The 22,497-nt window shown below is 61.3% G+C and carries 22 protein-coding genes; 4 read left to right on the top strand and 18 right to left on the bottom strand.

The annotated features are described in order from the left end of the window. Positions 1-120 precede the first annotated feature (120 nt). Positions 121-1,053, bottom strand: coding sequence for a Cif family virulence factor (locus tag J4G38_RS12650; protein ID WP_210520199.1), 933 nt, complete (start codon positions 1,051-1,053; stop codon positions 121-123). A 159-nt stretch (positions 1,054-1,212) separates the two neighbouring features. Here J4G38_RS12650 and J4G38_RS12645 point away from each other — a divergent pair, with 159 nt between their 5' ends. Continuing rightward, positions 1,213-1,713, top strand: a complete 501-nt coding sequence (locus J4G38_RS12645) for a KdsC family phosphatase (RefSeq protein WP_210520201.1) — start codon at positions 1,213-1,215, stop codon at positions 1,711-1,713. A gap of 39 nt (positions 1,714-1,752) precedes the next feature. Here J4G38_RS12645 and J4G38_RS12640 read toward each other — a convergent pair whose 3' ends face one another. After that, entirely contained in the window at positions 1,753-2,400 is a 648-nt protein-coding gene (locus tag J4G38_RS12640) for a LuxR C-terminal-related transcriptional regulator (protein ID WP_210520203.1), read from the bottom strand. A gap of 262 nt (positions 2,401-2,662) precedes the next feature. On the opposite strand from J4G38_RS12640, the gene J4G38_RS12635 reads away from it, so the two are divergent. Next, positions 2,663-3,319 carry a response regulator gene (locus tag J4G38_RS12635; protein ID WP_210520205.1) on the top strand — a complete coding sequence of 219 codons (657 nt, stop codon included), beginning with the start codon at positions 2,663-2,665 and terminating at the stop codon, positions 3,317-3,319. Positions 3,320-3,398: 79 nt separating this feature from the next. Here the strand turns inward: J4G38_RS12635 and J4G38_RS12630 are convergent, their stop codons facing one another. Continuing rightward, positions 3,399-4,124: a DUF1345 domain-containing protein gene (locus J4G38_RS12630; RefSeq protein ID WP_210520207.1), complete on the bottom strand. Its 726-nt coding sequence runs from the start codon at positions 4,122-4,124 to the stop codon at positions 3,399-3,401. Positions 4,125-4,209: 85 nt separating this feature from the next. Between J4G38_RS12630 and J4G38_RS12625 the strand changes: the two genes are divergently transcribed. Further along, entirely contained in the window at positions 4,210-5,700 is a 1,491-nt protein-coding gene (locus J4G38_RS12625; protein ID WP_210520209.1) for a nicotinate phosphoribosyltransferase, read from the top strand. Positions 5,701-5,828: 128 nt separating this feature from the next. Here J4G38_RS12625 and J4G38_RS12620 read toward each other — a convergent pair whose 3' ends face one another. The 15 genes from J4G38_RS12620 to J4G38_RS12550 form a co-directional block, all read right to left on the bottom strand. After that, on the bottom strand, positions 5,829-6,251 hold the full coding sequence (locus tag J4G38_RS12620) for a hypothetical protein (RefSeq protein ID WP_210520211.1): 423 nt from the start codon (positions 6,249-6,251) through the stop codon (positions 5,829-5,831). 343 nt (positions 6,252-6,594) lie between these two features. Next, positions 6,595-7,326 (bottom strand): DUF4262 domain-containing protein, encoded by a 732-nt coding sequence (locus J4G38_RS12615; RefSeq protein WP_210520213.1) that lies wholly within the window; start codon positions 7,324-7,326, stop codon positions 6,595-6,597. Positions 7,327-7,410: 84 nt separating this feature from the next. Further along, positions 7,411-8,508: an AIR synthase-related protein gene (locus tag J4G38_RS12610; protein WP_210520215.1), complete on the bottom strand. Its 1,098-nt coding sequence runs from the start codon at positions 8,506-8,508 to the stop codon at positions 7,411-7,413. A gap of 163 nt (positions 8,509-8,671) precedes the next feature. Then, positions 8,672-10,171, bottom strand: coding sequence for an amidophosphoribosyltransferase (gene purF, locus J4G38_RS12605; protein ID WP_210520217.1), 1,500 nt, complete (start codon positions 10,169-10,171; stop codon positions 8,672-8,674). A 118-nt stretch (positions 10,172-10,289) separates the two neighbouring features. After that, positions 10,290-10,970, bottom strand: coding sequence for a phosphoribosylglycinamide formyltransferase (gene purN, locus J4G38_RS12600; RefSeq protein ID WP_210520220.1), 681 nt, complete (start codon positions 10,968-10,970; stop codon positions 10,290-10,292). 15 nt (positions 10,971-10,985) lie between these two features. Further along, positions 10,986-12,278: a phosphoribosylamine--glycine ligase gene (purD, locus tag J4G38_RS12595; protein WP_210520222.1), complete on the bottom strand. Its 1,293-nt coding sequence runs from the start codon at positions 12,276-12,278 to the stop codon at positions 10,986-10,988. After that, on the bottom strand, positions 12,275-12,811 hold the full coding sequence (locus J4G38_RS12590; RefSeq protein ID WP_210520224.1) for a GNAT family N-acetyltransferase: 537 nt from the start codon (positions 12,809-12,811) through the stop codon (positions 12,275-12,277). The genes purD and J4G38_RS12590 overlap by 4 nt, the downstream gene beginning before the upstream one ends. A 10-nt stretch (positions 12,812-12,821) precedes the next feature. Beyond that, positions 12,822-14,240, bottom strand: a complete 1,419-nt coding sequence (gene purC, locus J4G38_RS12585) for a phosphoribosylaminoimidazolesuccinocarboxamide synthase (RefSeq protein WP_210520227.1) — start codon at positions 14,238-14,240, stop codon at positions 12,822-12,824. Between the two features lie 20 nt (positions 14,241-14,260). Beyond that, positions 14,261-15,193, bottom strand: a complete 933-nt coding sequence (locus J4G38_RS12580; protein ID WP_210520229.1) for a phosphoribosylformylglycinamidine synthase subunit PurQ — start codon at positions 15,191-15,193, stop codon at positions 14,261-14,263. Between the two features lie 41 nt (positions 15,194-15,234). Beyond that, positions 15,235-18,291 carry a phosphoribosylformylglycinamidine synthase subunit PurL gene (locus J4G38_RS12575; protein ID WP_210520231.1) on the bottom strand — a complete coding sequence of 1,019 codons (3,057 nt, stop codon included), beginning with the start codon at positions 18,289-18,291 and terminating at the stop codon, positions 15,235-15,237. 178 nt (positions 18,292-18,469) lie between these two features. After that, on the bottom strand, positions 18,470-19,090 hold the full coding sequence (gene pyrE / locus J4G38_RS12570) for an orotate phosphoribosyltransferase (RefSeq protein WP_210520233.1): 621 nt from the start codon (positions 19,088-19,090) through the stop codon (positions 18,470-18,472). 51 nt (positions 19,091-19,141) lie between these two features. Next, positions 19,142-19,921, bottom strand: coding sequence for an orotidine-5'-phosphate decarboxylase (gene pyrF / locus J4G38_RS12565; protein ID WP_210520235.1), 780 nt, complete (start codon positions 19,919-19,921; stop codon positions 19,142-19,144). Positions 19,922-19,960: 39 nt separating this feature from the next. Further along, positions 19,961-20,809, bottom strand: a complete 849-nt coding sequence (locus tag J4G38_RS12560; protein WP_210520238.1) for a dihydroorotate dehydrogenase — start codon at positions 20,807-20,809, stop codon at positions 19,961-19,963. A gap of 96 nt (positions 20,810-20,905) precedes the next feature. Then, complete coding sequence (locus J4G38_RS12555) at positions 20,906-21,943, bottom strand: amino acid--tRNA ligase-related protein (RefSeq protein ID WP_210520241.1); 1,038 nt, start codon at positions 21,941-21,943, stop codon at positions 20,906-20,908. A 26-nt stretch (positions 21,944-21,969) separates the two neighbouring features. Further along, positions 21,970-22,170 carry a hypothetical protein gene (locus J4G38_RS12550; RefSeq protein WP_210520243.1) on the bottom strand — a complete coding sequence of 67 codons (201 nt, stop codon included), beginning with the start codon at positions 22,168-22,170 and terminating at the stop codon, positions 21,970-21,972. Positions 22,171-22,346: 176 nt separating this feature from the next. Here J4G38_RS12550 and J4G38_RS12545 point away from each other — a divergent pair, with 176 nt between their 5' ends. Continuing rightward, positions 22,347-22,496, top strand: a complete 150-nt coding sequence (locus tag J4G38_RS12545; protein ID WP_210520245.1) for a hypothetical protein — start codon at positions 22,347-22,349, stop codon at positions 22,494-22,496. Position 22,497: the final 1 nt, after the last annotated feature.

The raw sequence follows: 22,497 nt of genomic DNA, 5'->3' as shown, positions 1-22,497 counted from the left end.
CGATTTCCCGCTGGCGCCCCCTTTTTTAACGCAAGTAAAAAGCCCCTATCTGTAAAAAGACGGGGGCTTCTGCAGGACTTCAACTTAAGGCTGCGTTACTGGCCGGCCGGCCAACCAGGGCTATTGCGCGCGCTTGCTCGGCGCAATGCCGGACGTGCCGCCATCGACAGAAGGAGCGGCGGCGGCGGCGGTGGGGTTAGGCGTGAAATTGAAAATCTCCAGCACCACGCGCCAGCCGTCCACGGCTTCGCGCCGCCAGATGCGCAGGTAGCTGCCGTTTTCGGCGGGGCGCTTCACGCCAGCGCTGGGGCGATGCAGCGTGCCCACCACGTAGCCAAGGTCGCCGGCGGCCGCCAGGTAGCCCCCGGTGGGCTCGAAGAGGTAGGCGCCATCCATGATTTTCATATTGGCCGAAGCGGCCGCACCCTGCATCATCGACAGGCCGGGGCGGTAGAGGCGGGCCTCGGTGCTCAGGTATTGCTGGTAGGCGGCGCCCGGCTTCAGGAGCTCGGCCGCGGCGAACTTGCGGTCCACATCAATCACAATGTTGGAAGGAGCCGTGCTGGGCGTGGCCGCGGCGGCCTGCAGCCGTGGCTGCGGCACGGTGGCCGTTTTCGCGGGCGCGGTACCAATCCGCTCAATGCCCATATCCACCACAAATTTCCACTTGCCATCCGGCTGCTTGCGCCACACGGTCACGTATTCGCCGGCGGTCTGCGGCCGGTCGTTTTGAAAAACCGTCCAGGGACCGGTGGTGTAGCCGAGGTCGCCCGACTGTGCCGCATCGGCCAGCACCGGGTACCACGCCAGGCGGCTGCCGGACCGGGCCGGGCGGCCCCGCCACAGGTCCTGCGCTTTCACCAGCTTGCCGTCCTCGGTGACGAGCGCCGTGGGGGCACTATTAGCCAGGAAGGCCGCCGCCGTACCGGTTTGCGCGGCCTGGGCCGCAAACGAAGTTTCGGCTGCCACCACGGCCTCGCGCACAGCTTGCGCATGGGACGTGAAGGGCATGAGCATGGCAGCCAGGGTGCCGATAGTCAATAGATTCTTCATAGGATACAAGCTTAAAGGGTTAACTATGCTAAGATACACTTTCCGGGATAATCACAATTCTAATGCAAATTTATTTTGCGCTTTAGTGCCGTTCTTGCGGCCGAATTAGCCAGTTATAGCTAATTGCCCTCATTTTCTTTTTTGCTTTTTCTTGATTTTATGAAACTAGCCGACCTCACTGCCCGCGCCCGCCGCATTCGCCTCGTACTCACCGACTGCGACGGCGTGCTCACCGACGGCGGCGTGTATTACTCCGAGCGCGGCGAGGAAATGAAGCGTTTCAACATCCGCGACGGCATGGGCGTGGAGCGCCTGCGGGCCCACGGCATCGTCACGGGCATTGTTACGGGCGAGGTCTCGCCCTCGGTGCGCACCCGCGCGGCCAAGCTCCGCATCGAGGAGCTGCACCTGGGCATCAAGGACAAACCGGCCTGCCTGCACGAAATTCTGGCCCGCACCGGCCTCAGCGCCGACGAGGTGGCCTTCATCGGCGACGATACCAACGACGTTGAAGTGCTGGGCCTGGTGGGTTTCCCGGCCTGCCCCGGCGATGCCACGTCCTTTGCCCGCGCCGTGGCCATTTTTCACTGCCAAACCCCCGGCGGCCACGGCTGCTTCCGCGAGCTGGCCGAGTTCATTATCGCCGCGCAAGGTGCTTAGCAGTTAGCAAAAGCTTTGTCAACAAATAACTACTCACGACTAACCGAGAAGCCCTTGCCGGGCGGCCAGCTTGATGAGGGCGGCCGTGTTGCGCGTCTGGGTTTTGGCGATGATGTTCTGGCGGTGGGTTTCGACGGTGCGCTTGCTGGTGAAGAGCTTCACGGCAATTTCGGCGTTGGTGAGGCCCTGGGCCACCAGGTCCAATACTTCCATTTCGCGTTTGCTCAGGCCCAGGGCGGCCCGGGCGGTGGTGCCCGCGGTGGGGCTGCGCGCGTAGAGCCGGCCCACCAGCGCCAGCCCGATAGTCGAGCACAAAAACGGTCGGCCAGCAGCCACCGTGAATACCGCGTGGATTAATTCGGGCAATTGCACGGCATTCAGCACGTAGCCGTGGGCGCCCAGGTCCAGGGCGCGGGCCACGTAGTGTTCATTAGAAAGTTCGCCACGGGCCAGCACGCGCAGCTCCGGGTACTGAGCGCGCAGAGTTGGCAGCAGGGCAAAGGCCCCGGGAGGGAGCAGGTCCAGGCCCAGCAGCAGCACGGTGGGCGTAGTGCCCGCCAATTGCGTAAACAACTCCTCGCCGGTGCCGGCCTCGCCCACTACCGTCAGTCCCGCCACTGCGCCAAGCGCATTGCGCAGCTCCCCGCGCCTGGAAGGGTGGCCATCGGCGAGGAGCAGTTGAATCATAATAGAGTGCAGACAAAAAATAGATACTGAAAGATATTAAGTAGTTAAGACAATAACCAAAAATTTCATTTTAAACTCTTTAAAATTACAAATTGTGCTTCACCATTTGGATAGCACTCCGTCAGAAACCGTATCAATCTCCCCCAAAAACAAGCTATTATCTGGTCATACCGTATAAATACGGAGCCGCATTTCACATTTACATCCATTGCCCCATCTTTGCTGGGCACCTCTTCTTTCCCTTCCCCAATCTGCTCCCGCTATGACCCGTATTCTTCTTGCTGATGACCACACTATTTTGCGCGACGGCATTCGGGCGCTGCTCTCGGCCGAGGCGGACCTCGAAGTAGTGGGCGAGGCGAGCAATGGCGCCGAACTCCTGGCGCTGCTGGAAACCACACCCACCGATGTCGTGCTGATGGACGTGCAAATGCCCGTGCTCGACGGCTTTGCGACCATGCCCGAGCTGCGCAGCCGGTTCCCCGAAGTGCATGTGCTGGTGCTGTCCATGCTCGACCACGAAAACTACGTGGCCCGCATGCTGGATGCCGGAGCCCAGGGCTACGTGCTCAAGAACGCGGCCATCAGCGAAATCACCCACGCCATCCGCACGGTGGCCTCTGGCAGCCGGTTTTTGTGCGCCGAAATCGGGCTAAACATGCTCTTCAAAGCCGTGGCCCAAACCGTGAGCGTGACCATCGATGACACCAATGGCCACGTCGGCACCGACCTCACCGCCCGCGAGCTGGAGGTGCTCAAGCTCATTGCCGAAGGCCTGACCAACGGCGAAATCGCCGACAAGCTCTTCACCAGCAAGCGCACCATCGAAACCCACCGCCAGAACATCATCGCCAAAACCCAGGCCAAGAACACCGCCGCCCTCATCAAGCTGGCCGTGAGCCGCGGGCTGATTTCATAGTGGTTAATGGTTCGTGGTTAACGGTTAGTTCTCTTCATTGACCATTAACCACGAACCGTTAATCACTGATAGCTGACCACTAATTCAGCATGCCGCCGATGGTGCCGATGGTGAGGGCCACGATGGCCGTATTGAAGAGAAAGGAAATGAGGCCGTGCAGCAAGGCGGTGCGCCGGATGCGCCGGCTGCTGATGCCGATGTCGGCCGTTTGGGCTGTCATGCCCACTACGAAGGAGAAATAGGCGAAGTCGAGGTAGTTGGGTTCGAGTTTGTCCTTGCGGTCGTCCTTGTCGGCATCGTCGGGGAAGACCAGGCCGCCACTGTCGTTGCCTTCGTCATCGGCACCATAGTAGGTGTGGGCGTAGCGCAGGGTGAATACGCAATGCACCAGCGTCCAGGCCAGGGCCACGGCCCCTATGCCCAGGGCCAAATGCACGGCTTTAGCCTGTTCCGACAGGTTTTTGAGGGTACCCAGCAGGCCCACCACGGCCACCAGGCTGGCCATGGCTCCGGTAATGACCACCGTTGAAGCGGCGGCGCGGGTCAGGTCCTCGTTGGCGGCCACGCGACGGATGTCGTCCACATCGGCCAGCCGCATATTTAGGATTATCAGGGTCAGGGTGACGGCCGAAAAGCCGTCCCAGCCCGCTACGGCGCGGGCCAGCGGGCCCAAGGTGGCCGGGGCCAGCCCAGCCGCGAGGGCTCCCGCCATGGCCCCCAGGCCCAGCCGCCACGGCAAAGTCAGGAAGCGGCTAAAAAATAAAACGGCAGGTTTTGGATGGGCGGGCTTGGCGGGCGTGGACATAGGGCAGCAAGGTAGCTCCGACGGGAGCTGGTCGCGGCAGGGCTCGCAGCGTGGGCTGCGCCGGATATTCCGTTTCTTTGCCGCCATGAATTCAGCCCCGCTTTCCGGCCTCTACGCGCCATCGCTCGCCCTTGTTACCGATTTGTATCAGCTCACGATGGCCTACGGCTACTGGCAGCAGGGCCTGCAGGACCGCGAGGCCGTGTTTCACCTGTACTTCCGCAAGGCCCCGTTTCAGGGCGGCTACGCGGTGGCGGCTGGCCTGGCGCTGGCCGTGGACTGGGTCGAAAACCTGCATTTCTCGGATGATGACCTCGCTTACCTCGGCAGTCTGCGCGGCAGCCAGGGCGGCGTCATGTTCCCGCACGATTTCCTGGAATACCTGCGCCAGCTGAAATTCACCTGCGACATCGACGCCATTTCCGAGGGCACCGTGGTGTTCGGCAACGAGCCCATCATGCGGGTGCGCGGGCCGCTGCTGCAAGCCCAACTGCTGGAAACGGCCCTGCTCACGCTCATCAATTTCCAGACCCTGATTGCCACCAAATCGGCCCGCATCCGCGAAGCCGCCGGGCCTTCGGACCAGATTCTGGAGTTCGGCCTGCGCCGCGCCCAGGGCTTCGATGGGGGCCTGGGGGCCAGCCGGGCCGCTTTCCTCGGCGGGGCCGATGCGACTTCCAACGTGCTGGCCGGGCAGCGCTACGGCATTCCGGTGCGCGGCACGCACGCGCACAGCTGGGTGATGTCGTTTGCGAATGAAGTGGACGCCTTTACGGCCTATGCCCAGGCGTTTCCTGATGACTCGGTGTTTCTGGTCGATACCTACGACACCATTGAGGGCGTGCGGCAGGCCATTAAAGTGGCCCGCGAGATGCGCGCCAATGGCCACGAGCTGGCCGGTATCCGGCTCGATTCGGGCGATTTGGCCTACCTCAGCCGGGAGGCGCGGGCGGTGCTGGACGAGGCCGGCTTTACCGAAACGCGCATCGTGGCCAGCAACGATTTGGACGAAAACCTCATCGCCAGCCTCAAGCAGCAGGGCGCCCGCATCGATACCTGGGGCGTGGGCACGCAGCTCGTGACGGCCTACAACCAGGCCGCGCTGGGGGGCGTGTACAAGCTGGCCGCCCTGCGCAAGGCCGATGATTCGGGCTGGGATTTCACCATCAAGCTCTCCGAGCAAGTGGCCAAAACCAGCATTCCGGGCATCCTGCAGGTGCGCCGCTACCTGAACGAGTACGGCAAGCCCCGCGCCGACATGCTCTACAACACCGCCGAGCCCCTCCCCGATTCCCTCACGCTCGTCGACCCGCTCGACAGCACGCGCCGCCTCGCCATCAAGCCCGACACGAAGTTCCGCGAGCTGCTGGAGCCCGTGTTCCGCGCCGGGAAACGGGTACTCGACCTGCCTACCCTGGCCGAAAGCCGCGCCCACGCCCAGCGCGAAGTGCAGAGCCTCGACCCCAGCATCCGCCGCTTCCTCAACCCCCACACCTACCCTGTGGGCCTCGAAAAAAGCCTCTGCGACTACCGCACGGAGCTGATTCTGGCGAAGCGGCCGGTGCGCCCGGCGTAGGGAATTAGCTTTCACGCAGTGTCCCGCAGTGTTAAAATCGCAGTGTTCCGCAGTGTCGTTTCAGAACAGCACTGCGGAACACTGCGATTTTAACACTGCGGGACACTGCGTGAAATGAATGTTAGGGGCTACACCGGCCGCGCCGGCGGCACCTCGCAGCGGCCCACGGCCAGCAGCCAGTCCTCGCCCCAGCGGCTGAGGCGGAACACCCGGCGCGGGCCGATGCGCGTCCAGGCCAGCAGGCCGGCGTTGACGAGGGCGGTGTGGGCGCGGCTGCCCGCCACGCGCTCGATGCCGGCGGCGGCGGCCATTTCGTAGCCGGTGCGGGTTTCGTGGTGCAGGAAGAGGGCGAGCATCCGGGCCTGGGTGTCGTTGCCGCGCCCGTTGCTGTGGGGCACCAGCGGCTCCAGCGCCGCCATCAGGCGCTGGTGGAACTGCTGGGGGTCGTTGGGGTCGGTGTAGACGACCACGGGCGGCACATCGCGCCGGGCAATGCGCTCGGCCAGGCCGTCGAGCAGGGGTTCGATGGTGCGTTTGGCGGGGGCGCTCATGGGCGGGCGGGTACGGGTGAAGGGCATGAGCCCTCAAGGTACGATACAAAGTAGGGCGGTGTGTATCGTTGCAACTCCGCATTGTTTACGTTTCAGAGCAATTAGTATCGTTACAACTGGTTGTTGTGCGCATTTCTGCACCTCTAGTATCGTTGCAACGACCAGTTGTCTGTATTTCTGCACAGTTTGTATTGTTGCATGCAAGCATTGTCCACTTTATGGAACGGTTCGTATTGTTGCAACGACGTGTTGGGCGCATTTCTGCGCGGTTTGTATCGTTGTGGGCATCCGTTGGGCAATATTTGATGGATTTTGTATTGCTTTAAGCATGCTACTGACAGAATCAAAGTTGTTCTCGTTTCCACTTGTCTCCAACAAAGCCTCGGGTTGCTATAAAGTCTGTAGGCAAATTAAATAAGTTGTTGATAGTCGGGTCATGTTCCACTGCCTCACTCAAGCTCACAATCAACATTTTATCACCTGACTTATTTGCAAACGACCAAGTACTGTCGTCGCTATCGTGCCAAACCCAAAGAATCGGTCGTCCTTCTCTTAATACCTTTTCGGCTATAAATGTGGCTGCATTTTGATGCTCAAAAAACTTAAAGTCAAGTTTCCGGTCAAGTAGAGGTTGGTCAAACTCATAACGTTTATCAAACTCCGGCTCCCAGGGAAACTTACCGACTTTATCCGTCCAGAATAATTGCAGCGCGGGGAAGGATTCATATTTGTAAAACCACTGGGCATAGCCGAAATAATCAGGGACATTATCTGCATCAACTTGCCGAAACTGAACCGGGTGCAGCTCCAGAATCTCGAAGTTATCGACAGTCGTTTCCAATGGGGTACCGGCTTTGATAATATCACCGGCATCGTTCAAAATCGCGTGCATCGTATCGAGCGGTAGGCCAAAGGCAATTAGCTCGGGATGATTGAAATTTTTCCAGAGGCCAATGGTGTAAGCAAATGCGGGCGTGGCGGTATCTGCTTCAAATAGGCAGACCGTCCAGCCATGTTTTTTAACATCGTTTTTGATGTTGATTTCGGCTTGGGTATCGTGTTCCTCGTGCGACATAGCGGCAAAAGTAGTTTAGGCTCCACCACAAAAAAGCCCTGTCGTCTTGATTGACGACAGGGCTTTCTATTTGGTTGATTGACCTTATTTGTAGCGCAGTACCCCCGCGCCCACATGCAGCGTCACGCCGCTCTCCGCCGTGAGGTGGCCGGCCACTTGCGCATCATACCCGCTGGCTTGCAGCGAGGCCACCACGGCAGCGGCCGAAGCTTCTTCCGTGACCAAGAGCATGCCGGTGCCCATGTTCCAGTAGAGGTAGGCCGTTTCGGCGCTGATGTCGCCGATTTCGCAGAGGCGCTGCATGGCGGGCAGCGGCTCGAACAGGCTGTCCAGCACCGCGCCGAGGCCGTTTTTGAGCACCCGCGAGAAGTTATCGGCCACGCCGCCGCCCGTGATGTGGGCCACGGCGTGCAGGGGCAGGCCGGCATCGAGCAGCGCCGCCACGCCGGGCGAATAGATGAGCGAAGGCGCGAGCATGGCCTCGCCCCAGGTGGCGTGCTGGTCGGCGTCGGTGCCGTCGTAGGGGGCCTCGTGCCAGTTGTCGCCGAACACCTTTTGCAGGGTTTTGCGGGCCAGCGAGTAGCCGTTGGAGCGGAACGAGGGCGAGCGCAGGGCCACCACCACGTGGCCCGCCTGGGCCGTTTTGCCGCTCAGGGGCTGGGCCAGGCTGGGGTGCAGCACCCCAATGGCCGTGGAGCACCAGTTGAAGTTCATTTTCGCGCCTGGCCAGCCGCCGATGCGGTTGCCCAGCTCCGCGATTTCGCCGCCCGTGATGGCCACATGCGCGAAGTTGGCGGCATCGTGCAGGCCGCGCATCATCTGGTCCACCACGTCGTAGTCGAGGTGGTTCACGTCGATGATGTTGGAGAGGTTGGTGGGCACGAAACCGGCGGCGATGAGGTCGTCGGCCGTCATCGCGATGAGGTCGTAGCCGAGGGTATCGTACTTGTTCAGGCGCTCGGCCACTTCAATCTTGGTCCCGATGCCGTCGGAGCTGATGCCGAGGCGCTCGCCGCCGAAGCGGATTTCGTTGGAGAAGCCGCCGTCGAGGTCCTGGGCGGGCTCGCCCGGCTTGCCGCTGCGGTTGGCAAAGGTCTTTTTCGACCAGTTGTAGGCGTTGCGCGAAGCGGCGTTGCCTTCTTCGATGGAGTAGCCGGCGGGGTTTTCGGGGGAAGTGGACATGGGATAATAAATCGGGAATGTCAGGCTAAAAAGAACGTCATGCAGAGCGCAGCGAAGCATCTCGCATGCAATAGTGACTCAATCGCAAAAACGGCTTTGATTACTACTACACGCGAGATGCTTCGCTGCGCTCTGCATGACGTGCTGGGTATTGTTCTTACAATTAATGCTCCGTCGGCTCCGGCGCTTTCGCGCTCACCGATTTCTTCTTGTCCTTTTTATCGTGCCGATGGCTGGCGCGCTCCTCCTGCACGTGGCGCAGGTAGTGGGTCACGTCGCCCGTGGGGTACTTGCCCGAGAAACAGGCGAAACAGCTGCCGCCATGGCCTTTTTCTTCCGAAAACAGCTCCTCCAGGTCCGACAAATCCTGGTAAATCACCTTGTCGGCCTCGATGTAGCGGCAGATTTCGTCCTCCGTGTAGTTGGCCGCAATCAGCTCGGTGCTCATGGCCATGTCGATGCCGTAGATGCAGGGCGACACGATGGGCGGCGCGCTGGAAATGAAGTAGACTTCGGTGGCACCGGCCTCGCGCAGCAGGCGCACGATGCGGCGCGACGTGGTGCCGCGCACGATGCTGTCGTCCACCACGGCCACCTTTTTGCCCTGCACAAACTCGCGGATGGGGTTCAGTTTCTTCTTCACCACGTCCTCGCGCCCGGCCTGGGTGGGCACGATGAACGAGCGGCCCATGTGGTTGTTTTTCACCAGTGCCCGGCGGTAGGGCACCCCAATGGCCTCGGCCAGCCCGGAGGCGGCAAAGTAGCCCGAGGAGGGCACGTCAATCACCATATCGGGCTTCAGGCCGGCGTCGGCCACCTTGCGGGCCAGGCGCTTGCCGAGGCGCACCCGCTCGCGGGCCACCAGCCGGCCGTGAATCACGGAGTCTTCGCGGGCGAAATAGATTTGCTCGAACACGCAGAAGTTCTTCGGCGGCGCGTAGTTGTTCTTGTAGTGAACCTGGAAATTGTTGTCGATGAAAATCGCCTGCCCCGGTCCGACGTTTTCGATAAACTCAAAATCGAGGTAATCAAAACAAGTGCTTTCCGACACGAAGGCGTAGACCGGGCCGGCCGGCGTTTCGCGGCGGCCCAGCACCAGCGGCCGGATGGCCAGCGGGTCGTTGAAGGCCAGCAGGCCGTGCCCGGCAATCATGGTGATGGTGGCGTAAGCGCCCTTCACCAGCTCCTGGGTGGTTTCCACGGCGTCGAAAATATCCACCACCGAGAGGTGGTCCAGGTCTTTCACGCGCAGCTCCGAGGCGAAGGTGTACATGATAAGCTCCAGGTCGTTGGTGGTTTTGGGCAGCACGTGGTACTGGTCGTGCAGGCGCTTGGCCACCTCGCGGAAGTTGATGACGTTGCCGTTGTGCACCATGGCCAGCCCAAACGGGTAGCTGGTGGTGAAGGGCTGCGCGAGGTCCGAATCGTTGGCGCCCTGCGTGGTGTAGCGCACGTGCCCGATGCCGATGTTGCCCTTCAGCTTCTTCACATGCTTGGGCTTGAACACGTCGTTGACGAGGCCCTGGCCCTTGTGCAGGTGAAAGGAGTCGTCGAACGTGGCGATGCCGGCCGCGTCCTGCCCCCGGTGCTGGAGGGCGGTGAGGCCAATTATCATGTCGCCTACGACGTTATCGGGACCGTGAAAACCTACTATTCCGCACATGGGATGGGGTGGTTAAAATCGTTTAATTTCAAGAACGTCATGCTGAGCTTGCCGAAGCATCTCGCTCGCATCGTTGTATTCAATGGATTACTTGTGCGGTAGAGATGCTTCGGCAAGCTCAGCATGACGTTTTAGAGGGCGTAGTTATTAAAGCGGCCAGCGTGCGGGCGTATAAATCATGCTCCACGGCGAGGCCGCGCCGCTCGACTTCGGCCAGCGTATCGGCCCCGCGCAAATCCACGGTTTGCTGGGCGAGAATGGGGCCGGTATCGAGGCCTTCGTCAACCAGATGCACGGTGATTTTAGTTTCGGGCAGATGATTATCAAAGGCCCACTCGTAGGCGTGCAGGCCCTGGTGCTGGTGGGTGTCGGCGGGGTGAATGTTGATGATGCGGCCTGCAAACGGCTGAATGAAGGCCGGCGATAAAATGCGCATATACCCCGCCAGCACCACGAAATCGGGCTGGTACTGCTGGAGCAGCGCGGCGGCTTCGGCATCAAAAGCCTCGCGCTTGCGGCCCTGGCTGGGCAGCGCGGCCACGGGGCAGCCCTGCTCAGCGGCGAAGGCCAGGCCGGGCGCATCGGGCTGGTTGCTGAACACCACGGCCACTTCGGCGAGGTCTTTCAGGATGCCGGTTTGAGTCGCCTTCACCAAGGCCAGCATATTTGAGCCCCGGCCGGAGAGCAGGATGGCCAAGCGGGCTTTGCGGCCGGCTTCAACGGGTAGCTTCCCCCCCGGCCCCTCTCCCAAGGAGAGGGGAGCCTGACGGATTTGTTCCTGGGGGCTGGCGTTAGTCATTGCTGAGTTTAAGCTTCAATTTACAACGCTGGCGGTTAGCACCGGCGCGGGACGCTGGGCAATGTCGGGGCGGAAGTAGGCATCCTGGAAGGTGACGCGGGCGCAGGCTTCGTAGGCGAGGGCCGTAGCTTCTTCCAGGTCGTGGCCGTGGGCGGTGAGCACGAGGACCCGGCCGCCATTGGTGACCAGCTCGCCGTCCTCGGTGCGCTTGGTGGCGCCGTGGTAGGCACGCACGCCGGCTGGCAGGTTATCGAGGCCGGTGATGGGAAAGCCGGTGGGGAATTTCGGCGCCGGGTAGCCGCCCGAGGCCAGCACCACGCCCACGAAAGCACCGGGGCGCTGCCGCACGCCCTGTTTGGCCAGCGTGCCATCCAGGGTGGCCTCAATCAAATCGAGCAGGCTGCTGTCCAAAGCGGGCAGCAATACTTCCGCCTCGGGGTCGCCAAGGCGCACGTTGTATTCCAGCAGCTTGGGGCCGGTGGGCGTGAGCATAATGCCGAAGTAGAGGAAGCCCCGGAACTCGAACTGCTCGTTTTGCAGGCCGCGCAGAGTGGGGTCTACGATGTCGCGGCGCAGAGTGGCCAGCACGTTGGCATCGGCGAAGGGCACGGGGCAATAGGCACCCATGCCGCCGGTGTTGGGGCCGAGGTCGCCGGCCAGCAGCTGCTTGTGGTCCTGCGAAGTGGCCAGCAGGCGGATGGTGCGGCCATCGGTAAGGCCGATGATGCTGATTTCGGGGCCGGTCAGTTTCTCTTCCAGCAGGAAGGAAAACCAGCCCGAGTAGCTCGTTTGCAGGTCATCAAAAGCCGCTTCGGCTTCTTCCGGCGACGAGCACACGTACACGCCTTTGCCGGCAGCCAGCCCGTCGTACTTCACCACCACATGCCCGCCCAGCTCAGCCGCTTTGGCCCGAGCGGCAGCAATGCTGTCGCTCCGAAACGGCCAGGCCTGCGCCGTGGCCACGCCGTGGCGGCGCATAAACTCCTTGCTCCACACCTTCGAGCTTTCCAGCCGCGCCGCCGAGCGGGTGGGACCAAAAACCTTGATATCGGAACCGGCGAAAAAGTCGGTGATGCCGGCCGCCAACGGCGCTTCCGGCCCCACCACAATCAGCCTGGAATCGTGGGCCTGGGCGAAGGCTTTCACCGCCTCAAAATCCAGCGGGTTCACCTCGGGGTGGCTGTTGGGGATGCCGGCGTTGCCGGGCAGCACGAGCACCGTGGCCCCGTCGCGGGTCAGCTTTTCGGCCAGGGCGTGCTCGCGCGCGCCGGAGCCGAGGAGGAGAAGGGTTTGGGGGCTATTGTTCATGAGTTGTTTTTGCTTCCAGCCAAGCGGTTTAGCACCATCAGGCGCTCGTTGTAGTACCGACCATCCAGCTTCAAATAATTGGGCATAAGGCCAAATTCTACGAAGCCAGCTTGCTCGTAAAGACGGTTGGCAGCTGCGTTGCCCGACGTTACGCCCAATTCAAGTTGCCTCACCCCTACCCGGTCAAAGGCTTCCGCAATGGTGTAGGCCAGCATCTGCCGGCCCAAGCCTTGCCTGGTGCAGCTACTGCGCACATATACTGACACAATTAAGCCCCGATGCCGGGTTTTAGTTGCCGGCTCGCGCACGAAACCGCACATGCCCACCAACTCCTCTCCTACGAAAGCACCGACCACAAAAGCATCGGGGTCCTGGTTCTGGATAGGCTTTTCAAAACGCGACGGGCGGTTTTGCTCTTCTTCAACCGACGACCCAAAGCTAGCCGGATGCTCCGATAGGGCCTCCAGCCGCAGCCGGCGGTAATCGGGGCCATCGGCAGGAATCAGACGACGGGTAGAATGCGGAACAAGCATGGCATCAGGATTACAGCACCCGCAACTCCTCGTCGGCTGCCTTCAGTTTGGCTTTGGTGGCGAGGATGTCCTTGTTCAGGCGCTCGCGCAGGCGGGGCAGGTTCAGGGCGCGAAGGGCGCCTTGGGCGGCGTTGTCGGGGCGAACTACGGTGAGGTTGGGCGTGCCGCTGGGCATGATAACTGACGAATTCAGGTTCATGGCCAGCTCGGCGTAGTCCTTGTAGGGCGGGCAGGAGATGACGGGCACGTTCACGTTGGCCGCCAGGGCACCACCGAGGCCGTTGCTCAGGCCGGCCACGGCGATGATGACGCCGGGCTCGATGCTGTTGTTCCAGATTTCGGCCATGCCAGCGATGGCTTCGCCGTTTTTGTGGGCCGAAGTCACGCGCAGCTGGGTGAAGATGCCGTAGCCCTCGAACTGCTGGCGGATTTTCTCGCAGTGCTCCTTGTCGGCGGGCGAGCCCATTACGATGTTCACCCAGGCATCTTTCAGCAGGCCGGCGGCTACCAGATTGGCCAGCAGGCGGGCGCGGGCATCGTGGCGGCCGGTGCCGGGGGCGTCGGTGCCTTCGGTTTCGGCGGTGGGCAGGGGCGCGCCAGTGATGCGCTCGTAGATGTCGAGGTAGCGGCGGCTGGCTTCCTGAGCCACTTCGGGGGTGAGGGCGCGGGGATATTTGCCGTCCTGCTTGTTGGCGATGAGCCACTGGCGGACGTACTCCTTATCCATCTGCTCGGCCGTTTCGGGGTTGCGGGCGTAGTCCTCGGCGCTCCAGAACCGCGACGAATCGGGCGTGTGCATCTCGTCAATGAGAATCAGCTCGCCGTTCAGCAGGCCAAACTCATACTTGGTATCCACCAGGATAATGCCCTTGGCCGCCAGCAGCTCGGAGCCGACTTTGAACAGCGCCAGCGACTTTTCCTTCATCTGGTCGTACAGCTCCTTGGTCACCCAACCCTCGCTCACGAGGTTTTCGGGGGTGATTTCGCGGTCCGACTCCTCTTTGGTGGTCGGCGTCACGATGAACTCCGGGAAAGGCTGGTGCTTGGTCAGGCCGTCGGGCACGGTCACGCCTGAAAACGCGCGCTGACCGGCCTGGTAGCCGCGCCACATCGAGCCCGTGAGGTAATGGCGCACAATCATTTCCACCTTGATGGGCTCGGCTTCCTTCACCAGCATGGCGTTGGCATCCACCAGTTTCAGGACGTGGTTGGGGATGATGTGCGCGGTTTTGGCAAACCAGAAATTGGCCAAACCGTTCAGCACCGCGCCTTTGTGCGGGATGGCCGTTTCCAACACCGAATCGAAGGCCGACAAACGGTCCGTCACGATGATGAGGCGGTCGCCGCTGGGCGCACGGAGGCTGTCGCGGACTTTGCCGCGATGGAGGAGGGGGAGTTGGGGAGAAGCGAAGTGAGTGAGGGTGTTCATTGGCTACGTTTCGGAAGAGGCTAGTTTTGAGAGGCGAGTTGCACGGCCGGGGCCGGGGCGTTATTTTTTTGGGCGATGTGCGCCACGATATTCTTGAAAATCTTCAGTCCCTGCCCTTCCTCATCGGTCTGGCCGGCGCGGCGGCGGCGGGCCCAGTCCGGGTGGTTGTAGGCCGACAGAAACGCCTCGGGGTGCGGCATGAGGCCAAAAACCTGGCCGGTGGAGTCCGTCAGGCCGGCGCAGTTCAGGGCCGCGCCGTTGGGGTTGAAGGGGTACACGTCGGTGGCGTCGCCGTCGAAATCGGCGTAGGTGAGGCAGTTCAGCCCAGCGGCTTCAATAGCGGCCTGGATGGCTTCACTGGGAATCACCAGGCGGCCCTCACCGTGGCGCACGGGCACTTCCAGCTTGTCGATGCCTTTCAGGAAGGGCGTGTTCGACAAGGGATTGGCCCGGAGCGTTACCCACCGGTCTTCGTAGCGGCCGCTGGCGTTGTGCGTCAGGGTGACTTCGGGGGTTACGTCGCCGCCCATGTTGGGCAGCAGGCCCAGCTTCACCAGCACCTGGAAGCCGTTGCAGATGCCGAACACGAACTTGCCATCGGCGATGAACTGCTTGATGTCATCGAGCAGCGTGCGGCCGTCGGGGCCGTTCTGGCGGTAGCGCAGCTTGTTGGCCAGCACCACGCCCGAGCCCAAATCGTCGCCAAAGGAGAAGCCGCCGGGGAAGTTCAGAATGTCGAAATCGTGGATGCTCACCTGCCCGTGCAGCACTTGGTTGAGGTGCACGATGGTGGCCTCTGCGCCGGCCAGACGGTAGGCAGCGGCGAATTCTTCTTCGCAGTTGATGCCGAAGCCGGTCAGAATCAGCGCCTGCACCGTGCCCGCTGCATTCGCAACGTCGGTTTGTGCCTCCGATTGAGCTTTATGTGCTCCTTGAGCCGCGTCTTGTGCCATTTCAAAAGTCTTTTGGGCCAATGGAAAAGGTTCTTGTGCTGTTAGAGCGAATTGGAATGACTGAGGTTGTCCTTCGAGACAACGCCTAGCAGGTGATTTACAGGCCCGTTGGTCCAGGCGGCGCGCAGGGCGGCGGTATTAGCTGAAATAACCATTTTACCAGCGTGGCGCACGGTCAGTTCCCCATCCGCCGTCACGATGCCGAGACGGGTGGCGCGGTTGCCGAGCAACTGCTCAAAAGCCACCACATCTTCCGGCGCTACCGTGGCCAGGAAACGGGAATGCGACTCGGAGAACAGCTGCGTAGCCAGCGGCAGGCCCGTTTCGGGCAGCTCAACCACGGCCCCATACCCGTAGCCAAACGTGGTTTCGGCCAGCGCCACGGCGAGGCCGCCGTCGCTCAGGTCATGGCAGGACTGGATGAGGCGTTGGTCATTGGCCTGGCCTACCAGCGTGTAGAGCGCCTTGGCTTTGGCGAAGTCAACCTTCGGCACATTGGCCCCCAGCTGGCCGTGCAGGGCGTAGAACTCGGAGCCGCCCAGCTCGTTGTGGGTTTCGCCGAGGAGATACACCACGTCGTCGGCCTGCTTGAAGTCCGAAGTCACAGCGCGCCGCACGTCCTCCATCTTGGCCGTCATCGAGTAGAGCACGGTGGGGGGCACCGAAATCTTCACGCCGTCGGCCTTGAAGTCGTTTTTCATCGAGTCCTTGCCGCTGGTGAGCGGAATGCAGTAGGCGGCCGTGGCGTCGCGCAGGGCCTCGCACATGCGGACCAGCTTGGCCAGCTTCTGCTTGCCATCGGGGTTGATAACGGGGTCGTACACCGAATCGGGCACGCAGAAGTTGTCGTTTACCGACCAGAAAATCCCGTCGCCGGGCGTCAGGTTCGGGAGCTTCCCTCCCACCGCGATAATCTGGCGCACAGCCTCGTCAAACGAGCCGGCCGACATATCATACGCATCCAAATCGCCGTAGCGCGGGATGATGCCGTTGCTCACGGCCACGCCTTCCCAGCTCTCAAAATTGAAGCGCACCACGGCCGCATCCTGCGGGGCCTGGCCGGTGGCGCCCATCAGCGGCTTCACAATCGTGCGGCCTTTCACCTCGTGGTCGTACTGCCGAATAACCGACTCCCGCGAGCAGATGTTGAGCGAACCCAGCAGCTGCGTCAGCGTCTCGGTGTAGTTGGTCGCGGCCGGAATTTCCGGCTCGGCAACGGCAGGTTTGGTCCACTCCGCTTCCAGGATTTTGCGCGGCACACCATCGTGCAGGAAATGCATGTTGAGACGGGCCACCGGCGCGCCATCGAAGCGCACGTCCAGGAATCCATCCGAAGTAAAGTGGCCGATATCGGTTAGTTCCACTTCCATTTCCTGGCCCAGCGCCGTGATTTCGGCAATTTTGCCGGGCTCCACCACCAGCGTAAACCGCTCCTGCGATTCGCTCACGAAAATCTCCCAGGGCCGCAGGCCAGGGTACTTCAGCGGCACGCGCTCCAGCTCCACCACCGCGCCGCCCGAGATGCCGGCCAGCTCGCCCACGGAGGACGAGAGGCCGCCCGCGCCGTTGTCGGTGCTGCATTTCAAGAGGCCGCGACGGGCCGCCAGCAGCAGGAAATCCATCGCCAGCTTTTGGGTGATGGGCGAGCCGATTTGCACGGCCGTGGCGGGTGCCGTTTCATCGAGCTCAATGCTCGAAAACGTCGCGCCATGAATACCATCTTTGCCCACCCGGCCACCGGCCATGATGATGCGGTCGCCGGCGTCAATGTTCTTTTCCCACGAGTCCAAGCCCGCGAATTGCATGGGCATCACCGCGCCGGTGCCGCAGTACACCAGCGGCTTGCCGGCGTACCGGTCATCGAATACAATCGCGCCGTTCACCGTGGGCACACCCGACTTGTTGCCGCCGTCCTCGATGCCCTTGCGCACGCCCTCCAGAATGCGGCGCGGGTGTAGCTGCCCGGTCAGCAGCGGCCCGTCGTATTCCGGGTTGCCGAAGCATAACACGTTGGTGTTGAACAGCAGCCGCGCCCCGCCGATGCCAGTCGCCAACGGGTCGCGGTTGTTCCCCAGAATGCCCGTAATGGCCCCGCCGTAGGGGTCAATGGCCGAGGGCGAGTTGTGCGTTTCCACCTTCCACACAAACAGCGAATCGGAGTTGATGCGCACCGCCCCGGCGTTGTCTGAAAATACTTTCACCAACCAGTCGTTGCCATTGGCACGCAGCTGACGGTCTACTTCGGAAGTAGCGTCTTTGATGTAGGTTTTGAAGAGGGAATCGACCTGCTTCTCCTCGCCCGTTGCCAGGTCTTTGTAGTTGATGAGCGCCGAAAACTCCTTGTGCTTACAATGCTCTGACCACGTCTGAGCAATGATTTCCATTTCGCAATCCGTAGGTTCAGCAGGCATACCGGCTGATTCACGCATCGCCTCTGTGACTGGGTCAGCAAAATGGTCCCGAACTGCCTGCATTTCGACCAAATTCAGCGCGTAGATGTTCTCTTTCGAGAGTTGCACCAGTTCCGCATCGGTGCGGCCAGTCAGCGAAATAACTTCCGTGATAGCCTCCGCGCCGCCGCCGGGACGCGGTGTGTAGTCGCGGATGCCATGGGCCACGCGGCCCACTTCCAGCCAGTTGATGAGCTTATTGCCAAGCAGTTCCTCCGCGATGCGGCGCAGGTCAGTTTCGGGCAGGTCGTTTTCGAGCAGGTAGAGCTTCTTGCTGAAAATGTGCTGCGTATGCACGTCCAGCGGCTCGTTCAGGATATCGGCGAGGGCGTTTTGGGCCGAGGTACCTTCGTCGTCGGTCACGCCGGGGCGGCGGGCTACCAATATATAAGTGGCGAAGCCTTCGGCGGCCGTCAGCTCGTTCAGGCGCACGTCGTGCAGCACCGGGTCGGCGAGGCAGCGGGTGGCGAAATCACGCAGCTGAGTTTCGGTGAGCGGGTAGCGCACCGTGTAGAGGGCGGCGCTGCGCACGCGGCCGGTGGTCAGGCCCAGGTGGCGGGCGGCGGCTTCGGCCACGCGCTGGCCATCGCCATCGTGTTGGCCGGGTTTCAGCGTGAGCTGGATGGTGTGGGTGGTGTTATCGGGCATTGATGATATTCAGAACGTCAGAGAAACAACGTCATACCGAGCATTCCGCGTATCAAGCGGCGTCGCAGCGGAGTCGAAGCATCTCTACCTCATTAGTAAATCTTATCAATTGCAACGAAGCGGTAGAGATGCTTCGGCAAGCTCAGCATGACGTTCAGCCTAGCTGAACGGTACAACATCAAAACGCTTTCTCAGGCCGGCTGCCGGGCTTCACCACCGGCACGCCGGCGGCGCACAGGGGACAGCTCTCGGGTGCAAAGGTCGCTGCTGCCACCGGAAGGAGCGCAAAATGTGGGAAATCTAATTCCCCTTTTCCGCCCGTCCGGTCAATCAGCGAGGCCACGGCCAGCACTTCGGCACCCATTTCTCGCAGCACTTTAGCTACTTCCAGCGTGCTTTTGCCGGTCGTCACCACGTCTTCGGCAATGACAACTTTTTCGCCGGGCTCGATGGTGAAACCGCGCCGCAGGGTCATCTGTCCATCCGCGTCGCGCTCCGTGAAAATGCCGGGCACGCCCAGTTGGCGGGCCAGCTCGTAGCCAATTACCACGCCGCCCATGGCGGGGCCTACCACCACATCGGGCTGCAAGCCGGCCGCCTGAATCTGAGCGGCCAGCGCGGCTGCAGCGGGCGCGGCCAGCTCCGGCCGGCGCAGGTAGCGGGCGCACTGCACGTAAGTATCGGAGTGCAGGCCCGACGACAGCCGGAAGTGCCCGCGCAGCAGCGCATCTTCCTGCAACAGCTGCTGCTCCAGCAAGCCGGCGTCTAAAGTGGTAGTCGTTTCGGTGGAATTCGTCATTCTCGCAGAAAATCTAAAATGCAAAAAGCCGCAGTAAAGCGGCTTTTTCGTTCAGGCGTGGGCCGGGTGCGTCACGACCCGGAATTGGTTGATTTGCTCCATCAGCTCCCGCGCTGCTGCTTCTGCATCATCGGCTTGCCAGATGCTGCGCGAGGCGTTTATCAGCACGCCGCTGGCATCCGCTCGCAGGCCGGCGCGAAGCGTGGCTTCCAGGTCGCCACCCTGCGCGCCAATGCCCGGCACCAGGAACCATTGCTCCGGACACGCGGCCCGGACTTTGGCCATGCTGGCCGGCTGGGTAGCGCCCACCACCAGGCCGATGGTGGATTCGGTCAGCTCCTCATCGAGCTGCCGGGCAATTTGCGCGGCACGGTCACTGAGGGTGCCGCCGGTGGTCAGGGGTTCATCTTGCAGGCCGTATTGGGGTTTGTTCGAGGTTTTGGCCAGCGAAAAAACCAGCTTGCCGGGCCGGGCGAAGGGCCGGACGGCGTCGTCACCCATATAGGGATTCACGGTCACCGAATCGACCCCGATTACATCGTAGGCGAAGCGGGCGTAGTGCTCGGCGGTGTTGGCGATGTCGCCGAATTTGCCATCCAGAATTACGGGGATGTCGGCCGGTATGCTTTGCACTGTTTGCTGGAGCAGGGCCACTCCGTTTTCACGGCTCAGAAAGAAGGCCAGATTGGGTTTGAAAGCCGCCGCGTAGGCGGCAGTTTCAGCAATTACTTCGCGCAGGCGCTGGGCCGCCGAGGCGTCGTCGCCCGTGGGGTCGAGGCCTACGCAAAGCAGGGAATTAGCAGTTTGAACGCGGGTGAGCAACTTTTGCATCGAACTGGGGTGGTGATGAAAAAGGGGAAACGAGGTAGTTTATCGAGTTACGGATGCATTCTGAGCGACTTCCGACGCCAGCCGCGCCGAGAGGCCCGGCGACAGCCATTCGCCGCTGGCCACCTGCACGGCCTGGGCACCTACCCGCAGGTAGTCTTCCACGTCGCGCAGCGTGAAAATGCCGCCCGTACCGAAGATGGGGAGGTGCAGTTTTTCGTCATTGGCCAGCTCCCACACGCAGCGTTGCGACAAAGGCCGCAAGGCTTCGCCCGAGAGCCCGCCCACCAGCGGTGCCGCGTTCGGATCGGCCGGCAGGTGCAATACTTTTAAGGTATTCGTGGCGGCCAGCGCCGTAGCACCGCCTTCCTGCGCCCCCAAAGCCAGCCCGCGAATGTGGTCGGGCCATGGCGGCAGCTTCACAATCACGGCTGCATCGTCGCGCAGCTCATTACGCACAGCCTCAGTGGCTTCGCGCACGTATCGGGCCGTCACATCGGAGCCGGAACCGCCGTGCGGCACCGTGATGTAGACTTCCACGCCGGCCAACTGCTCGCCGGCTTCCCGTTGCAGGTACCGTGCAATCTTGCGGAAACCCGGTACGCCGGGGGCCGTGATGCTCACGAATACCGGCACGCCGAAGCGGCGCAGGCGCGGCAGATGCTCCTGCACCAGCAGCTCCGCGCCCTCGGTGCGCAGGTCGGTGCGGTTGAGCAGGGTTTGGTCGGCCACTTGCAGGATGCCTTCGTCACCGGGCAGGCCGGCGCGGGGCTCCATGGTCACGGTTTTGGTGAAAATCGCGCCGAGCTGCTCGTAGCCTTCGCCAGCGAGGTCCCACGGAGCGGTGGCCAGGCAAACGGAATTCTGTAACGTAATGGCGCCGAGTTTCATAACTATAAGGTAAGTAAATAAAAACGAACAGTCACCCCCACTCAGTGGGTGCTAAGTGAGGGTGACGTTCGGCCGGCGAACCGGCTAAGGCATTCCTTAAATTACGTTTTCGCGGTTAATCAGGAAGGGCACGCAGTCGCGGATGTCCGTCTGGCCGAGGATGAACTGGGCTACGCGGGCCATGCCCACGCCAGCCCCCGAGTGCAGCGCCACTTCGTTCTCTTCGTGGAAGCTCAGGTACCACTCGAAGTCTTCGAGTTTCATGCCCTGACGGATGAGGCCGGCCAGCATCGAGCTGGTTTCCAGCTTGTGGCGCAGCTTGGCACCATCGAACTCGCGCTCGGCAGCACCGGCGCTTTCGCCGGCCAGGGGAAGCAGCAAGTCGGTCGAGTTCACCACGCGGGGGTCGTCGTCGTTGTTGCGCATGTTGAAGAACTTGATGTCGGCGGGGTAGTGCGTCACGAACATCGGGCCCATCAATTCGGTCAGGCGGCCTTCGTGCGGAGCCTCCAGGTCATCGCCCCACACCAGCTCGGGGAAGCCTTCGGTTTTCAGCAATTCCACGGCATCGGCGTAGGTCATGCGCTTGAAGGTGAGGGCCGCCAGGTCCTCAGCCTTGCGGTCGAACAGGGCCAGTTCCTTGGCGCAATCCTGCGAAACTTGCTTGGCGGCGCTGGCCACAATGGCGCTCAGGTGACCAATCAGCTCGTCGAGGCCGCCGAGGTGCTCGATTTCGAACAGCGAGAACTGCGCCAGGCGGCGGTTGTCAGCCTTCAGCTCCTTGCGGAAGCTCTGGATTTCGCCGTACACGCGGCCGCTTTCCACTTTCTGGGTCAGCATCTCGATGTAGAGCTGGTTCGACTGGGGCAGGAACATTTTCTTGCCGTCGTACCAGTCGATGGTGAACAGCGTGTCGGTGTTCTCGCAGGCACCGGTCACACCCACAATGTGGGGCATGTTGTGCACGGCCAGGAATTTCTCCGACTCCACATATTTGCGGGCACCGCGGAACATGGCGTCCCATACTTTGATTACCGCCATGCGCTTGGGGTCGGTGCTCAGGTTGCGGTTGCCGGCATGGGCCGAGGCGATGGTAGCCGCAGCTACTTTGGGGGAGAGGGTGTTGGTGTCCATATTGTTTAGCTTAAGAAGGGGGAAACCTAAAAAGTTGAGGAAAAGAAATCCAAACCGACCGCGCACAAAAAAACCGTTTCGAAAGCCGAAACGGTAGCGGGGCAAAAACCAGGAAAATCAAACGAAAAATCGGCGAAACCGACGGGGGACAAGACCTTCCGGTCTCGCTGCGGAACGTCGTGGCCGAGCGTTCCGCACTTCATCAATTGGTTATTGGGGTGAAGCACGATGCAAAATTACGGAATGTTTACGCCGGGCAAATCTTTGGTCATGTTAAGTTTTTATTGCGCACTTTTTCCGCACTTTTTTCAGCTTTCGTTTTCGGCTTAACTCGTTAAACAGCGCACTTTTCAAGACCAGCTCTCGGGGCCAAAAAAAATTCGGCATTTTCTAACCTGTTGCTTTGCAAGCAGAAGCCGCCGTAACTTTGACTCTTTATTCCTCTACCCAAGGTGCCACCGGTATTTTCGGTCAGCAAAAAGCCCATGAAATACAGTCGTATTTCATGGGCTTTTTAATGCCTGCTGATTTTACTTACTACCGGCGCAAATAAA

It is taken from the genome of Hymenobacter terricola (assembly GCF_017921975.2).
GTDB classification, from domain to species: domain Bacteria; phylum Bacteroidota; class Bacteroidia; order Cytophagales; family Hymenobacteraceae; genus Hymenobacter; species Hymenobacter terricola.
The sequence above is the reverse complement of the archived record's forward strand: the minus strand, read 5'-3'. Positions and strand labels throughout refer to the sequence as shown.

Excerpts from the sequence above, each read along its gene's own strand:
- J4G38_RS12615 (WP_210520213.1), bottom strand. The coding sequence starts at position 7,326 with ATGTCGCACGAGGAACACGATACCCAAGCCGAAATCAACATCAAAAAC.
- J4G38_RS12590 (WP_210520224.1), bottom strand. The coding sequence starts at position 12,811 with ATGCTTGTTCCGCATTCTACCCGTCGTCTGATTCCTGCCGATGGCCCC.
- J4G38_RS12575 (WP_210520231.1), bottom strand. The coding sequence starts at position 18,291 with ATGCCCGATAACACCACCCACACCATCCAGCTCACGCTGAAACCCGGC.
- pyrF (WP_210520235.1), bottom strand. The coding sequence starts at position 19,921 with ATGCAAAAGTTGCTCACCCGCGTTCAAACTGCTAATTCCCTGCTTTGC.
- purF (WP_210520217.1), bottom strand. The coding sequence starts at position 10,171 with ATGTGCGGAATAGTAGGTTTTCACGGTCCCGATAACGTCGTAGGCGAC.
- purC (WP_210520227.1), bottom strand. The coding sequence starts at position 14,240 with ATGAACACCCTCACTCACTTCGCTTCTCCCCAACTCCCCCTCCTCCAT.
- J4G38_RS12555 (WP_210520241.1), bottom strand. The coding sequence starts at position 21,943 with ATGGACACCAACACCCTCTCCCCCAAAGTAGCTGCGGCTACCATCGCC.
- J4G38_RS12625 (WP_210520209.1), top strand. The coding sequence starts at position 4,210 with ATGAATTCAGCCCCGCTTTCCGGCCTCTACGCGCCATCGCTCGCCCTT.
- J4G38_RS12630 (WP_210520207.1), bottom strand. The coding sequence starts at position 4,124 with ATGTCCACGCCCGCCAAGCCCGCCCATCCAAAACCTGCCGTTTTATTT.
- J4G38_RS12645 (WP_210520201.1), top strand. The coding sequence starts at position 1,213 with ATGAAACTAGCCGACCTCACTGCCCGCGCCCGCCGCATTCGCCTCGTA.
- J4G38_RS12635 (WP_210520205.1), top strand. The coding sequence starts at position 2,663 with ATGACCCGTATTCTTCTTGCTGATGACCACACTATTTTGCGCGACGGC.
- purD (WP_210520222.1), bottom strand. The coding sequence starts at position 12,278 with ATGAACAATAGCCCCCAAACCCTTCTCCTCCTCGGCTCCGGCGCGCGC.
- J4G38_RS12580 (WP_210520229.1), bottom strand. The coding sequence starts at position 15,193 with ATGGCACAAGACGCGGCTCAAGGAGCACATAAAGCTCAATCGGAGGCA.
- J4G38_RS12560 (WP_210520238.1), bottom strand. The coding sequence starts at position 20,809 with ATGAAACTCGGCGCCATTACGTTACAGAATTCCGTTTGCCTGGCCACC.
- purN (WP_210520220.1), bottom strand. The coding sequence starts at position 10,970 with ATGACTAACGCCAGCCCCCAGGAACAAATCCGTCAGGCTCCCCTCTCC.
- J4G38_RS12650 (WP_210520199.1), bottom strand. The coding sequence starts at position 1,053 with ATGAAGAATCTATTGACTATCGGCACCCTGGCTGCCATGCTCATGCCC.
- J4G38_RS12610 (WP_210520215.1), bottom strand. The coding sequence starts at position 8,508 with ATGTCCACTTCCCCCGAAAACCCCGCCGGCTACTCCATCGAAGAAGGC.
- J4G38_RS12640 (WP_210520203.1), bottom strand. The coding sequence starts at position 2,400 with ATGATTCAACTGCTCCTCGCCGATGGCCACCCTTCCAGGCGCGGGGAG.
- pyrE (WP_210520233.1), bottom strand. The coding sequence starts at position 19,090 with ATGACGAATTCCACCGAAACGACTACCACTTTAGACGCCGGCTTGCTG.
- J4G38_RS12620 (WP_210520211.1), bottom strand. The coding sequence starts at position 6,251 with ATGAGCGCCCCCGCCAAACGCACCATCGAACCCCTGCTCGACGGCCTG.